The organism is Nostoc sp., assembly GCF_036918245.1.
Classification (GTDB): domain Bacteria; phylum Cyanobacteriota; class Cyanobacteriia; order Cyanobacteriales; family Nostocaceae; genus Nostoc.
In genome coordinates this window covers 228037-242706 of record NZ_JBALEF010000036.1, presented here as the reverse complement: position 1 = coordinate 242706, position 14670 = coordinate 228037, and the positions used below count along the sequence as shown (strand labels likewise).

At 42.5% G+C, this 14670-nt stretch carries 11 protein-coding genes and 1 other RNA gene; 10 read left to right on the top strand and 2 right to left on the bottom strand.

The window, feature by feature from the left end; translation table 11 throughout:
- Positions 1 to 3: 3 nt before the first annotated feature.
- The 4 genes from V7L12_RS08575 (at position 4) to ssrA (ending at position 2277) form a co-directional block, all read left to right on the top strand.
- The gene (locus V7L12_RS08575) at positions 4 to 951 is read left to right on the top strand and encodes a F0F1 ATP synthase subunit gamma (RefSeq protein WP_335083854.1); all 948 of its coding nucleotides are present in this window, start codon (positions 4 to 6) and stop codon (positions 949 to 951) included.
- A gap of 104 nt (positions 952 to 1055) precedes the next feature.
- Positions 1056 to 1307, top strand: coding sequence for a hypothetical protein (locus tag V7L12_RS08570; protein WP_335083852.1), 252 nt, complete (start codon positions 1056 to 1058; stop codon positions 1305 to 1307).
- A complete protein-coding gene (locus V7L12_RS08565; protein WP_335083850.1) occupies positions 1265 to 1879 on the top strand; it encodes a class I SAM-dependent methyltransferase in 615 nt (204 codons plus the stop codon). Before V7L12_RS08570 ends, V7L12_RS08565 begins: the two co-directional genes overlap by 43 nt.
- Positions 1880 to 1886: 7 nt before the next feature.
- Positions 1887 to 2277, top strand: a transfer-messenger RNA (tmRNA) gene (ssrA, locus tag V7L12_RS08560).
- 471 nt (positions 2278 to 2748) lie between these two features.
- Here ssrA and V7L12_RS08555 read toward each other — a convergent pair.
- Positions 2749 to 3204 (bottom strand): helix-turn-helix domain-containing protein, encoded by a 456-nt coding sequence (locus V7L12_RS08555; RefSeq protein WP_335083848.1) that lies wholly within the window; start codon positions 3202 to 3204, stop codon positions 2749 to 2751.
- 1167 nt (positions 3205 to 4371) lie between these two features.
- On the opposite strand from V7L12_RS08555, the gene V7L12_RS08550 reads away from it, so the two are divergent.
- From V7L12_RS08550 to V7L12_RS33150, 4 genes are all read left to right on the top strand, one after another.
- Positions 4372 to 6111: a diflavin flavoprotein gene (locus tag V7L12_RS08550; RefSeq protein WP_335083846.1), complete on the top strand. Its 1740-nt coding sequence runs from the start codon at positions 4372 to 4374 to the stop codon at positions 6109 to 6111.
- A 223-nt stretch (positions 6112 to 6334) separates the two neighbouring features.
- On the top strand, positions 6335 to 8047 hold the full coding sequence (locus V7L12_RS08545) for a diflavin flavoprotein (protein WP_334822089.1): 1713 nt from the start codon (positions 6335 to 6337) through the stop codon (positions 8045 to 8047).
- 443 nt (positions 8048 to 8490) lie between these two features.
- On the top strand, positions 8491 to 9564 hold the full coding sequence (locus tag V7L12_RS08540) for a TIGR03032 family protein (protein WP_335083844.1): 1074 nt from the start codon (positions 8491 to 8493) through the stop codon (positions 9562 to 9564).
- Between the two features lie 346 nt (positions 9565 to 9910).
- Complete coding sequence (locus tag V7L12_RS33150) at positions 9911 to 10090, top strand: hypothetical protein (RefSeq protein WP_442947877.1); 180 nt, start codon at positions 9911 to 9913, stop codon at positions 10088 to 10090.
- A gap of 40 nt (positions 10091 to 10130) precedes the next feature.
- On the opposite strand, the gene V7L12_RS08535 is transcribed toward V7L12_RS33150, so the two are convergent.
- Positions 10131 to 11423, bottom strand: coding sequence for a dicarboxylate/amino acid:cation symporter (locus tag V7L12_RS08535; RefSeq protein ID WP_335083842.1), 1293 nt, complete (start codon positions 11421 to 11423; stop codon positions 10131 to 10133).
- A 193-nt stretch (positions 11424 to 11616) separates the two neighbouring features.
- Here V7L12_RS08535 and V7L12_RS08530 point away from each other — a divergent pair, with 193 nt between their 5' ends.
- Entirely contained in the window at positions 11617 to 14247 is a 2631-nt protein-coding gene (locus V7L12_RS08530) for a DNA polymerase III subunit alpha (protein WP_335083840.1), read from the top strand.
- 81 nt (positions 14248 to 14328) lie between these two features.
- On the top strand, positions 14329 to 14655 hold the full coding sequence (locus tag V7L12_RS08525) for a helix-turn-helix domain-containing protein (RefSeq protein WP_334822095.1): 327 nt from the start codon (positions 14329 to 14331) through the stop codon (positions 14653 to 14655).
- Positions 14656 to 14670: the final 15 nt, after the last annotated feature.

Sequence of the window (14670 nt, the reverse complement as noted above, 5' to 3'; positions counted from 1 at the left end):
GTTATGGCCAATTTAAAAGCAATACGCGATCGCATTCAGTCGGTCAAAAACACCAAAAAAATTACAGAAGCCATGCGTCTCGTCGCTGCGGCTAGAGTGCGCCGGGCGCAAGAACAAGTGCTAGCAACTCGCCCCTTTGCCGATCGCTTGGCACAAGTATTGTATGGTTTGCAAAGTCGTCTGCGCTTTGAAGAAGCAAACCTACCACTACTGAAAAAACGCCAAGTTAAGTCAGTCGGGTTGTTGGTTATTTCAGGGGATCGCGGTCTATGCGGCGGCTACAATAATAACGTTATCCGTCGTGCAGAAAACCGCGCCAAAGAAATCCAGGCAGAAGGTTTAAACTATCAATTTGTACTCGTTGGGCGCAAAGCTACACAGTACTTTCAACGCCGCGATCAGCCCATTGATGCCACCTACAGCGGTTTAGAGCAAATTCCCACCGCAGCGGAAGCCAATCAGATTGCCGATCAACTACTTTCCTTGTTCCTTTCCGAAGAAGTGGATCGCATCGAATTAATCTATACCAGATTCCTTTCCTTAGTTAGCTCCCGTCCTGTGATCCAAACCTTACTGCCCCTCGATCCACAAGGTCTAGAAGCAGGCGATGATGAGATCTTCCGCTTGACAACCCGTGGTGGTAAATTTGAAGTCGAACGGGAGAAAGTGACTAACCAAGTCCGCACGTTGGCTCCTGACATGATTTTTGAGCAAGATCCCGTGCAGATTCTCGATTCTCTATTGCCCCTGTATCTGAGTAATCAGCTATTGCGGGCGCTACAAGAATCGGCAGCTAGTGAACTGGCAGCGCGGATGACAGCTATGAGTAATGCCAGTGAAAATGCTGGTGAACTGATTAACACCCTCACGCTGTCTTACAACAAAGCTCGACAAGCTGCAATTACCCAAGAACTCCTTGAGGTTGTGGGCGGTGCTGAAGCACTAACTTAGGGTATAGCTAATTATTTATTTGTAGTGCGTTGTAATATATAGCCACTTGCTAATTATTTTAAGATTAGCGATTGGCTATTTTAGTATTTGGGACTTTTAACTAGATGACATTGACGGGATATGGGCCTTTATGTACTGAGGTTTATGAAATAACCAAGCCCATTAATCAAGATTATCCTGATGTTATATACTACATCAGACACCTTTCGTCAATTGCTGGCAGAATTTTGGAGGCGATGGTTGGGACGGGACGATTACTCATTCGACTGCTAGAAGCGGGTATCAATATTGAGGGAATGATACTTCACCACAGATGCTGGCTGCTTGTCGAAAGCACTGTAATGAGCGGAATTTAAATCCTATTTTGCATCAAGGTTGTGTAGAAAATCTTGACATTCATGGTAAATTTAGTGCGATCGCAGTTTCCTTAGGCTCATTCATGCTGCTCGAAAAGCGAACTGCTGCTGTGTCCGCTCTGCAAGCTTTTGCTCGACATCTGGAACCACAAGGGCGAATCTTTATTGATTTAGAGTTGCCTATCGAAGATTTTAAAATAGAGAACATTGTTAAACAGCAATCGCCAATTGACTGCCCTGATGGTTCAACAATCCTTTTGCAATCTACATCTTCGATAGACTGGCTTAATCAACTTAACACAACTGTGATTCGCTATGAAAAATGGAAAGACGGCAAACTTGTTGCTACAGAATTACAAAATCTTCCCCTACATTGGTTTGGGCGTGAAGAATTTATCATGTGTTTAAGGGAAAACGGCTATAAAGACATTACCCTGTGTGCCAACTATAGCGATCATCTCCAGCCAAGCTTCTACCAAGACACTCTAGTGTTTATCAGCAGCACTCGCATAAAGCAAAAAATTTTGTCTGTTAACACATTTCAAGAATTGCGTATTATAATTGAACTATGAAGTGCATGGGTCCGTCACGGTTTCGACAGGTTGGCGAACGCTGCTCTGTGATTCAGGTCGAGAGTGAGTCTCCTCTCGGAAATCAAAGGCTCAAACAAAAAGTAAATGCGAATAACATCGTTAACTTTGCTCGTAAGGATGCTCTAGTAGCAGCCTAAAACACCTCTTACAGGTTCGAGCGTCTTCGGTTTGACTCCGTTAAGGACTGAAGACCAAACCCCAACGGATGCTCTAGCAAGCGTTCTCTGGTTGGCTTGCTGGCTAAGATTAAATCAGAGCATCCTACGTTCGGGATAATGAACGATTCCCGCCTTGAGGATCAGAAAGGCTAAACCTGTGAATGAGCGGGGGGTCAATACCCAATTTGGACAGCAGTTCGACTCTGCTCGGATCCACTAAAAATAGTTAACAAGTCCACTTGGCACTATGATGTGTAAGTGGGCTTTGTTTTATAGGAAACTCCCATCAGAATTTTCTCTAATGCATAGCTAACTTGAGTTCAACGGTTAATATAGCAATACCGTTCAGTTAAGCCCAAAATTTTTGGTAAAGATGCGAAACTGGACTGTTACCCTGCTGCGCTCAGGTGTCTCTACAAGTTTCTCGGCAAACCTTAAACCAAAAATGTGTAGACCTCAACAGCACCCAAGCCCAAGTAACAGAAAGAAGCGCAACAAGCTCTATCTCTGCAAAAAGCAGGAACCCGTCAAGAAGATATTGATTAAGCCCGTGTAGAAGTAAAGCAACAACAAGCACTATCTCTGCAAAAAGCAAGAACTTGTCAAAAAGATAATCTTGATTGTCAACCACGATCTAGCGATCGCAGCCCAAACGAAACAAGTGATTCGAGTCCAAGATGGTTTAATTAGCTAATTATGCTGTTTCTGGATTTGTGTGCGTGCGCTTCCAAACCTCCTTCCCCTTTTTTTCAGTACGCGTCGTAGTCGATCTGCACTCAAGTTTACTTGACGCTCAGATGCCAGTTTTTTTGCTAATTGTTTAGAGTTATAAGTCTCTGACTCTTGAGCTAAACAATTTTCGAGATAAACCAAATCTGATTCCGAATATCGGGGTTTTCCTCCTCTACCAGGAGCATCCCATAAACCTGCTAAACCCATCTTTTCCCAGCGATGAAGGGTTTGGCGTACTGTTGAAATCGCCCAGTTCAAGCCTTTTGCAATTTGCTCATTTTTTAAGCCGCGAGTATTCAGCAGTAAAACTTGAGCGCGATCCTTAGTACGTTGAGGAACATCTTTGGCTTTTCTTAATTCTTCTAAAGTCAGCTTTTCTTCTTCTGTGAGAAACACTTTTAATCGGCATCCCATAAACAATAACCTTTTACACAATCAACTTTTGTCATTTTTGTATCTATTTACGCCTGTCTACTTAATCACTTAGGTGTTTCATAATACATTCTAAAAAACTGAACTACAAGTATTAGGGATGTCGGCGTCTATAAGGCTGCTACGCGATAAGTATTGGTTTGAGAACACTATCAAAGTTTGCAATTTTTCATCAACAATGGATTTTTATAAAAAGTTAGGCACATCAATCTGACACCATTAATCTATATGGGCAAATTTATCTGATAGCTTGAAGCTGTAGCTTATAGCTATGACAAGAAGAATTTGTTGGCGTTGTCTTGATTAATGTTTAAAGTCGATAATAAAGGACTGTATCATTAAATTCATGAGATTATTCCTATGCTTACGGAGGTTTATCGAAACTTTAAAAATTCTTTTTATGCTAGTTTCCATTTGGATGAGCGGAAAAATATATACAAGCCTAGTTCCTATTTATTCAACTAGTCTCTGGAAATTTGCCTTAATTATCTCCAAAAAATATTTGTATTATCGACTTTACATAAAGTTTATATTCTATGCCACCATATTTTTGATTAAGACAACAATATATTCAATATCCATTGAATACACTAATGTTAACAGCTTATTTGATAGTTGTTGGAAGCCTAATAAAGGTTGTCCCACCTTTCCTACCTTTCCCACCTTTCCTACCTTTCCTACCTTTCCCACTTTTCCTACCTTTCCTACCTTTCCTACCTTTCCTACCTTTCCTACCTTTCCTACCTTTTCTACCTTTTCTAATTAAGAGGATACCCGAAAAACATAAGTTTTTCTACTTTATAAATATATTCTCTGACAATATTAAGTATTAAAAGTAATTTATATTTGGTAGCTCTACTAGCCATCTAATATTGTTTAAATTATGCTTGTCTAGTTAAAAAATATAATTGCTATGATATTTTTGAATTAAGATAAAAACAGATGAATAGCAAAAATAAGTACTCAGTAAAGTTTAGGAATAAATTAATATTTAGTATATTTTTTGAGTCATATTTTTTGCGAAAAAACAGCAATAATTGATACAAGTTAAAATTTTCAAAAACTGATATTCATTACAACTTCAAATAAAAATAATAGAGACAATGGGGGTAGAAGAAAAACCTATTAATTTGCGCTCGGAGACGAATAATGGTAGCGATGTCTACGACCGGCAAGGCCCACGCAGAGAACGTTCAACATCGGTTAACTATACAAACTGTAGAAATTGCCCCTAACACAACGGCGATTCGCTCTCTTGATTGGGATCGCGATCGCTTTGATATCGAATTCGGACTGCAAAACGGTACAACCTACAATTCATATCTAATTAGGGGCGAACAAACAGTTTTGATTGATACTTCTCACCAGAAGTTTCGCGATCTGTATTTAGAGACTCTAAAAGGTCTTGTTAACCCTAAAACAATTGATTACATCATTGTCAGTCACACAGAGCCAGACCATAGCGGCTTGGTGGAAGATGTCCTCCAGTTAGCTCCTAGAGCTACCGTCTTAGCCTCAAAAGTTGCGCTTCAGTTTTTGGAAGGCTTAGTACACGATCCTTTTTCCAAGCGGGTTGTGAAAACTGGCGATCGCATCGATATCGGCAAAGGACACGAAATGGAATTCGTGAGTGCGCCTAACCTGCACTGGCCGGATACAATCTTTAGCTTTGACCGCAAAACCCAAATTCTCTACACCTGTGATGCTTTTGGGATGCACTTCTGTGACGATCGCACATTCGACGAAGATTTAGAAGCGATCGAAGCTGACTTTAGATTTTACTACGACTGCTTGATGGGCCCTAACGCTCGTTCGTTGCTGAATGCCATGAAGCGGATGGGCGATCTCGGAAAGATTAATATTATCGCTAACGGTCACGGCCCATTATTACATCACCATCTAGATGTTCTAACCGGGTGCTACGAAAATTGGAGCCAAAAACAAGCTAAAGCAGAAACCACAGTTGGCTTGTTTTTTGTCTCAGAATATGGGTATGGCGAACGCCTTGGTCACGCAATTGGCGAAGGTATACTAAAAACTGGGGTTGGGGTAGAAGTACTGGATCTGAGTACTGCTGAGAGCCAAGAAATCCAAGAACTAGCTGGTAGAGCAGCTGGCATCATTATTGGTATGCCCCCAACTACCTCCGCCGCCGCCCAAGCTAGTATCAGTTCGGTGCTAGCTGTCGCCAAGAACAAGCAATTTATTGGGCTGTTTGAATGTTACGGTGGGGATGATGAACCCATTGATACACTCCGCAGAAAATTTCTCGACTCTGGCATCAAAGAAGCCTTCCCAGCGATTCGGATTAGAGAAGCTCCCAGCGCATCAACATTCCAGTTGTGTGAAGAAGCGGGTAAAGACATCGGACAATTGCTGGTGCGCGATCGCAACATCAAGCAAATCAAGTCCCTCGATGTCAACATGGAAAAGGCTCTCGGTCGCATTAGCAGCGGACTATATATAGTCACTACAAAAAAAGATAATGTCTCAAGTGCAATGCTGGCATCCTGGGTAACGCAAGCGAGTTTGCAACCATTAGGATTCACAATAGCCGTTGCTAAAGACCGCGCCATTGATTCCTTAATGCAAGTAGGCGATCGCTTTGTCCTCAACGTTTTGGAAGAAGGCAATTATCAAGAACTCAAGAAACACTTCCTCAAGCGCTTGCATCCTGGTGCTGACCGCTTTACAGGAGTGAAAACTCAAACCGCGAAAAACGGTTCGCCGATTCTGGCAGATGCTTTGGCATACATGGAATGTGAAATACAGACCACTATGGAATGCAGCGACCACTGGATTTTATACTGCACCGTCCAAGAAGGTCGTGTCTCCAAAAACGATGGATTGACAGCCGTTCGCCATCGCAAAGTAGGTAATTACTACTAAGAAAGAAGGAATGGGGAGTAGGGAGTAGGGAATAAAGAAGCGGGGGAACTTATGAGCAGAGGAGAACTTGTACAAGTCTTTGCCCATTCCCCATTCCCCATTCCCCATTGCCCATTCCCAATATAACTCTTGGAGAGGCTGCGCCAACGGCAACTCTTAGAGACGCTGTTCGCGTTCGCTCAGTACAAGTGCCCAATGCCCAATTCCCCAACTTTTAACAGCTATGACCAATTCCAAGCCACGCGACGTACAAGTTCTACCAATTGCTACAAATACTAAAGCTATCAGAGCACGTAGTTGGTCACGTCTGCGGTTTGAAATTGAATACGCACTTGAAAGAGGTACTACCTCCAATAGCTATTTAATTGAAGCTGATAAAACCGCACTTATCGATCCACCGCCAGAAAGCTTTACCGAAATTTATTTAGAGGCATTGCGGCAGACTTTAGATTTACAAAGTTTGGATTATATAATCCTGGGTCATTTTAGTCCCAATCGAGTTGCAACCCTCAAAGCAATTTTAGAACTCGCACCACAGGTAACTTTTGTCTGTTCTCTTCCCGGTGCGAACAATTTGCGTGCTGCTTTCTTAGAGCAAGATTTAAATGTCTTGGTAATGCGGGGGAAAGAAACTCTGGATTTAGGCAAGGGTCATGTTTTGAAATTCTTACCCACTCCTAGTCCGCGTTGGCCGGAAGGACTTTGTACCTACGATCAGCAAACCCAAATTCTCTACACAGATAAGTTATTTGCAACCCATCTCTGTGGTGATGAAGTGTTTGATGATAACTGGGAAGCGCTCAAAGAAGACCAGCGTTACTACTTTAACTGCCTGATGGCTCCCCAAATTCCTCATGTGCAAGCAGCTTTGGAGAAAATATCAGATTTGCAGGTGAGAATGTATGCTGTGGGTCATGGGCCTTTAGTACGCACCAGCTTAATCGAACTCACCAAAGCTTATGGAGAGTGGAGCCGTTCTCACAACGAGCGCGAAATTTCCGTTGCCTTACTTTATGCTTCAGCTTACGGAAATACAGCAACTTTAGCACAAGCGATCGCTCTGGGACTAACTAAAGGTGGAGTTGCAGTCAAATCGATTAACTGCGAATTTGCTACCCCTGATGAAATTCGCATCAACCTCGCACAGTCAGAGGGTTTTATCATTGGTTCTCCTACCATCGGTGGTCATGCGCCAACTCCCATTCATACTGCTTTAGGGATTGTGATATCGAGTGGTGACAACAGCAAACTCGCTGGGGTCTTTGGTTCTTATGGCTGGAGTGGCGAAGCATTTGACTTAATCGAAGGTAAACTCCGGGATTCTGGATATCGCTTTGGCTTTGACACCTTGAAGGTGAAGTTTAAACCTGATGATGTTACTCTCAAGTTCTGTGAAGAACTAGGTACAGACTTTGCCCAAGCACTGAAAAAAGCTAAAAAAGTACGTGTACCACAACAAGCCGCTACTCCAGTGGAACAGGCTGTTGGCCGGATTGTTGGTTCCGTCTGCGTGGTAACAGCGAAACTTGGAGAAGTGTCTACCGCAATGTTAGGCGCTTGGGTTTCTCAAGCCACCTTCAACCCACCCGGAATAACAGTGGGGATCGCTAAAGACCGAGCGATCGAATCTTTGATGTATCCAGGCGGTAAGTTTGCCTTAAACATTCTACCTGAAGGCAATCATCAAGAGTACATGAAGCATTTCCGTAAATCTTTCGCGCCTGGGGAAGATCGATTTGCCAACTTTAGTACAGCAGTTGCAGATAACGGCTGTACCATCCTCACCGACGCCTTAGCATATTTGGAATGCTCAGTCAACCAACGTTTGGAATGTGGCGACCATTGGGTTGTCTATGCAACTGTGGACGAAGGGAAATTACTCAAGCCTGATGCTGTTACTGCCATCAACCATCGAAGAACTGGCACTCATTATTAGATAGTCAGAAGTTTAACTTGACGAAACCGCTTTAGCTTAAATATAGCCAAGGCGTTTTATTAGAAAAATCTTCTTTTTATTGTGGGATGGACATCTTGTTCGTCCCACTTTTTTGTCGAGATATAGAGTCCGCCCAAGGAAATTTTAGTTATTTACTAAGTTACCTATCTTTAGACAGATATTGGAAGTCTTTAAGTTTTAGATTACACACAATATACTTATATCTTACAAAACCATCTATTGTTTTAAAAAGACTCCGAGAATACTCTGGTAAATTTCTGAAATGACGGAACTACTGACTACGAAATGTGTCGAGTGCGATCGCTCAATGCAGCTGACGCAGCTTATGTCCAATAGTAAGAGTATCGAGTTAAAGGTTTTTTCTGCCCTGCAACGAAATTTTCATCGCCTAAACACCAGAGTTATCAAGGAGTCTAAACCAAGTGAATTCCAGTGACAGCAACGTTGACAAACCATCTTTAGAAATCAACGCTTCTCGCCAGTTTACCGCTTGGCTGTATGAGCAAAACCTCAGTTTGTCCTTCACTACCTATCAAGCGGGGAAATTATTTTTCATCGGCTTGCAACCAAACGGCAAATTGTCTGTATTTGAACGTAGCTTTGAGCGGTGCATGGGGTTGTATGCCAATGGCAACAGCCTCTACATGAGTTCCCTGTACCAACTGTGGCGATTTGAAAACATTATCCAACCTGGACAAAACCACCAAGGCTACGATGCTCTTTATTTGCCCCAGATGAGTTATGTGACCGGAGATTTAGATATTCACGATATCGCTTTGAGTAAAGCAGAAGAGAAGGATTTAAACTCACAAAAGCTATTATTTGTCAATACTTTATTTAGTTGTTTGGGAACAGTTAGCGAAACCCACAGTTTCGTTCCTCTATGGCAACCAAATTTTATCAGCAAACTAGCGGCAGAGGATAGATGTCACCTGAATGGGTTAGCAATGCAGCAAGAAAAACCCAAATACGTTACTGCTGTCAGCCAATCGGACGTAGCCGAAGGCTGGCGAGAGCATCGGTTCAGTGGGGGCTGTGTCATTGATGTAGAAAGCAATGAAATCGTCTTGCAGGGGTTGTCTATGCCGCACTCCCCGCGTTGGCATCAGGAAAAACTCTGGCTGCTCAACTCAGGCGCAGGAGAGTTTGGCTTTGCCGACTTAAAGCGGGGAGTGTTTGAACCAGTCGCCTTCTGTCCGGGATATCTGCGCGGTTGTGCATTTTATGGCAACTTTGCAGTAGTGGGAATTTCCCAACCCAGGCATAACAAGACATTCAGCGGCTTGGCTTTGGACGATAAATTGCACCAGAAAAATGTTGAGCCTCGCTGTGGGTTACTAGTAATTGACCTGAGAAGCGGCGATATTGTCCATTCCCTGCGAATAGAAGGGGTGGTGCTGGAATTGTACGACGTGGTAGCACTTTTGGGGGTACGTCGTCCAATGGCGATCGGGTTTCGCAGTGACGAAATTCGGCGGGTAGTAACGGTGGGATGAGAAGCAATTCAAAATTTATGTCAAATTCAGCAATTGTTCACCTATTTAATCTTAACGGCAGCAACGGCTTTATATAACAGTTTGCCTCAAGCGAACCTTATTATGTATGCCCCTAGCAATGTCTTTGAAGCAAGAATTTCGTGAAAAGTCATAAGATTTCACAGGATATGGAATCACAAAAATGGTGCGTGCAATTCTCAGTATTAAAGCGGAAACAACATAAATTAACTTGCTGAAATTCCGCAATTGCCACAAAGACAATTGCAAAAACGCAGGGTAGCCTTTAACTAGAAAAACAGTATCAGGCAGTTGCTAGACAAAACTTTTATATTATTTTGTTATTCTTATGACTGCAAAACACACCAAAATTAAATTTCCTCTTTGGCAATATCTGAACCAGCCCTTATTTAGTCGGGATACTAAATTAGTATTGAATCCCAAACGCTTTGTATTGATCTGGCGTCTGCAACTTTTAGAACGTTGCTGGACTAAAGAATGTGACGCCAAAGGGCCTCAGCAGCATTAGATATTTGAAAAGCTACTGAACTCAACTAAAAGCTGACAAACTAAGCCTCGTCTACAGAACGTGGCTTTTTGCCGTCAAGTAAAGCACTGACAGTCATATCTCCCATAACATTAATCGCGGTACGGCAGCGATCCAAAAACCAGTCTACAGTAACTAGCAAAGCGATGTACTGGGTAGGTAAACCGACAGAAGTGAACACTAGTGTCATCGTTACCAGTCCTGCATTGGGAATATTTGCCGCACCTACAGATGCAAAAATTGAGGTAAGGATGACAATTAACTGCTGTGTCAGACTCAGATGTTGCCCAATTAGTTGGGAAATATACAACGCAGACATTGCTTCATAAAGGGCAGTGCCATCATTATTGAAATTTGCCCCGACTAATGCCCCCAAGGCAGCAGAAGATTCTCTTAAACCGACTTTTGTTTGCAAAACCTCAAAGGTTACGGGCATTGCTGCCGCAGAGGAAGAAGTTGAGAAAGCTGTCAAAAAGGCATCAGAACCGCCAGCTAGGAATTTTAACGGGTGTACCCAAGAACCAAATTTTACTCTAATGAGATAGTAGCACGCTTGCAATACCAGTGCTAACAATACGGCGACGATAAATGCACCCAAGGATTTAAACGGTGCAAAGCCCTGCATCGCAATAGTTTTAGCCACAATCCCAAATACTGCGAACGGCACTAAAGCAATTACCCAGTTGAGGATGCGGACTACCGCTTCAAATAAAATTCCGATGACATCCTCTATCGGTTGGAATCCATTCTTGCCTTGAGCGATTTGTTCAGATTTTAATCCCCGCAAGACGATGCCAAAACTCAGGGCAATCACAATCAGTTGAATGACATTATTATCAACTAATGGCTTCAGGACAGCTTCCGGTACAGCATCTTTGAGTATTCCCCAAGGATCGAGACTTTGAGGAGTTATTGCCGTACTTGTTGAGGTGCTTACATTGCCCCAAGTTCCTGGACGCAGTACATTGGCTACGAAAAGTCCCACCAAAATAGCTACGGTAGTGTTGGTTAAAAGTAACACTGCCAACCGCCGTCCGGCTGTACCAGGGATATTGGTAGTCATCAAAGTATGCAGCACCGCTACCAGAATCAGGGGTGTAGCCAAGGCGCGGAGAGCCTTTAGCACCAATTCAGCCGGAATTGCTAAATTGTTGATTAAAGCGGCGTTGCTGGGATTGGGATTCCCCGCACCAAGGGCAATTCCGACACTGACTGCCACTACTAAGGCGATGAGAATTTGCAACGTGAGAGGGATACGCTGCCACCAAGGGCTAGCTTTGGTTTCAGGCGAAGTTGTTCTCTCTGTTTGACTCATTGGCTAGATACTGGTTAACTGCTGTAACTATTAAAACAACACTAATGATAGTGATAATTCCCGAAAAAGAACAGCTTTAATTTTGGTTAAAAACTGTTAATCTAAGATTCCGTTGCTTTACAAAATCTGGCTCGAAAGGGTATACCACAAGGTAGGCCCCTAGAGATATCTTGGCTTGTGGTTGGAGATGCTTATGTCCTTTGTTCCTCTACATATTCACAGTGACTATAGTTTGCTTGATGGGGCAAGTCAGCTTCCAGAGTTGGTGGATCGAGCGATCGCACTGGGAATGAAAGCGATCGCTCTGACCGATCATGGTGTCATGTATGGAGCCGTTGAACTGATCAAAATCTGCCGTAGTCAAAATATTAAGCCGATTATCGGCAATGAAATGTATATCATTAACGGCGATATTGAGAAACAAGAACGCCGCCCCAAATATCATCAAGTCGTTTTAGCTAAAAATACCAAAGGTTACAAAAATTTAGTCAAATTAACCACAATTTCTCACCTTCAAGGTGTTCAAGGTAAAGGAATTTTTTCTCGTCCTTGTATTAATAAAGATTTACTAAAAGAATATCATGAAGGCTTGATTGTCACCAGCGCTTGCTTGGGTGGAGAAGTTCCCCAAGCGATTCTCAGTAATCGACCAGATGCAGCCCGAAAAGTTGCCCAATGGTATAAAGAGGTATTTGGTGATGATTATTATTTAGAAATTCAAGATCACGGCTCTCAAGAAGACCGGATTGTGAATGTGGAAATTGTCAAAATTGCGCGGGAGCTAGGGATTAAATTTGTTGCTACCAATGATTCACATTTTATTTCTTGTTTTGACGTTGAAGCCCACGACGCTTTGCTATGTATTCAAACGGGCAAGTTAATTATTGAAGATAAGCGGATGCGTTATAGCGGTACAGAGTATCTCAAGTCTGGTGAGGAGATGCGGCAGCTATTTCGTGACCATTTGCCGGATGATGTGATTGCCGAAGCGATCGCTACTACTGAAGAAGTCGCCGATAAAGTTGAGCCTTACCATATTATGGGTGAGCCTCAGATTCCTACACCTCCCATTCCTTCCGGTCATACTGCTGACACTTACGCCGAAGATGTTGCATGGAGTGGACTTTTAGAACGCTTAAATCGCAAATCTCGTCAAGAAGTTGATTCCGTCTATAAAGAAAGATTGGAATACGAACTAAAAATGATTCAGCAGATGGGTTTTTCCAAATACTTTTTAGTTGTATGGGATTACATCAAATTTGCTAGGGATAACAATATTCCTGTGGGGCCAGGTCGGGGTTCGGCGGCTGGTTCATTAGTTGCTTATGCAATGCGAATTACTAATATTGACCCCGTACATCATGGGTTACTATTTGAGCGTTTTTTGAACCCAGAACGGAAATCCATGCCTGATATTGATACAGATTTCTGTATTGAACAACGGGATAAAGTTATTGATTATGTAACTGAGAAATATGGTGCAGATAGAGTTGCCCAAATTATTACTTTTAACCGTCTAACTTCTAAAGCAGTTTTGAAAGATGTTGCCAGAGTATTAAATATTCCCTACGGGGAAGCTGACAAAATGGCGAAACTAATTCCTGTGGTGCGCGGGAAACCAACGAAACTCAAGGTGATGATTTCCGATCAAACTCCAGAACCAGAGTTTAAAGAGAAATATGATAAAGAACCTCATGTTCGCCATTGGCTTGATATGGCGATGCGAATTGAAGGAACTAACAAAACTTTTGGTGTTCATGCAGCAGGTGTAGTAATTTCCGCCGATCCACTTGATGAAATTGTGCCGCTACAGAAGAATAATGACGGTTCTGTGATTACCCAATATTTTATGGAAGACCTGGAATCAATGGGTTTGTTGAAAATGGATTTTTTGGGTTTGCGGAACCTGACACTGATTCAAAAGACCGTTGATTTAATTCAAGAAACTAGAGGATATCGGGTCGATCCTGATGAAATTCCGCGTCAGGAAAGAAAAGCCCAGAGGATATTAGCTAAAGGCGAACATAGCACTCTACCAAAAGATGTGCAAAAAACTTATGAACTATTAGAAGCAGGTGAGTTAGAAGGGATATTTCAATTAGAATCTTCTGGGATGCGTCAGATTGTGCGAGATTTGAAGCCTTCTAATATAGAAGATATTTCTTCAATTTTGGCACTTTATCGACCGGGGCCATTAGATGCAAAACTGATTCCTAAATTTATTGACCGTAAACATGGTCGAGAAAAGATTGATTATCAACATACTATTCTAGAACCAATATTAGACGAAACCTATGGAATTATGGTCTATCAAGAGCAAATCATGAAAATTGCTCAAGATATGGCGGGATATTCTTTAGGACAAGCTGACTTACTGCGTCGGGCGATGGGTAAAAAGAAAGTTTCTGAGATGCAAAAGCAGCGAGAAAAATTCGTGGATGGTGCAGCGAAAAACGGTGTTCAGAAAAAAGTTGCGGATGAATTATTTGAGCAAATGTTGAAGTTTGCTGAATATTGTTTAAGCTATGACACGGAAATATTGACCGTAGAATATGGATTAATGCCGATTGGAGAAATTGTAGAAAAAGGCATTGAATGTACTGTATATAGCGTTGATAATCATGGAAATATTTATACGCAACCTGTGGCACAGTGGCACGATCGCGGACAACAAGAGGTGTTTGAGTATTGCTTGGAAGATGGTTCAATAATTCGGGCAACAAAAGACCATAAATTTATGACTGTTGATGGTCAAATGTTGCCAATTGATGAAATATTTGAACACGAATTAGATTTAATGCGGGTAGAGGGTTTGCCGGAATGAGAGGACGGGCAGTGGAAATTAAGCTGATGTTGACCTGATTAAACAACGCTATAAGGACGCAGTGGCAAGGGAGAAACAACAATGACACAGGAACCAGTTTTTGAAGAAAGCAGTGGCAACGTGTTTGCTGACCTCGGTTTGTCGAATGCTTCGGAGCTTTTTACGCGAGGCAAGATAGGGATTCAGGTATTGCGCCTCCTCTCTCAACGCAACCTGAAACAGCGCGAAATCAGCAAACTTCTTGACATTCCCCAGCCAGAAGTATCTCATTTGATGAAAGGAGAGTTTCAAAGGTTCAGCGAAGGCAAACTGCTCATTTTCCTCAAGCGTCTCGATATGGAAATCAGCTTACATCTTCGCCCTCGTCATGCGCCGGGACAATCTGCTGAAACTGTGATATCGCTATAAAGCAGGATGGAAGCG

Excerpts from the sequence above, each read along its gene's own strand:
- V7L12_RS08575 (WP_335083854.1), top strand. The coding sequence starts at position 4 with ATGGCCAATTTAAAAGCAATACGCGATCGCATTCAGTCGGTCAAAAAC.
- V7L12_RS08570 (WP_335083852.1), top strand. The coding sequence starts at position 1,056 with ATGACATTGACGGGATATGGGCCTTTATGTACTGAGGTTTATGAAATA.
- V7L12_RS08565 (WP_335083850.1), top strand. The coding sequence starts at position 1,265 with ATGCTGGCTGCTTGTCGAAAGCACTGTAATGAGCGGAATTTAAATCCT.
- V7L12_RS08555 (WP_335083848.1), bottom strand. The coding sequence starts at position 3,204 with ATGGGATGCCGATTAAAAGTGTTTCTCACAGAAGAAGAAAAGCTGACT.
- V7L12_RS08550 (WP_335083846.1), top strand. The coding sequence starts at position 4,372 with ATGGTAGCGATGTCTACGACCGGCAAGGCCCACGCAGAGAACGTTCAA.
- V7L12_RS08545 (WP_334822089.1), top strand. The coding sequence starts at position 6,335 with ATGACCAATTCCAAGCCACGCGACGTACAAGTTCTACCAATTGCTACA.
- V7L12_RS33150 (WP_442947877.1), top strand. The coding sequence starts at position 9,911 with ATGACTGCAAAACACACCAAAATTAAATTTCCTCTTTGGCAATATCTG.
- V7L12_RS08535 (WP_335083842.1), bottom strand. The coding sequence starts at position 11,423 with ATGAGTCAAACAGAGAGAACAACTTCGCCTGAAACCAAAGCTAGCCCT.
- V7L12_RS08530 (WP_335083840.1), top strand. The coding sequence starts at position 11,617 with ATGTCCTTTGTTCCTCTACATATTCACAGTGACTATAGTTTGCTTGAT.
- V7L12_RS08525 (WP_334822095.1), top strand. The coding sequence starts at position 14,329 with ATGACACAGGAACCAGTTTTTGAAGAAAGCAGTGGCAACGTGTTTGCT.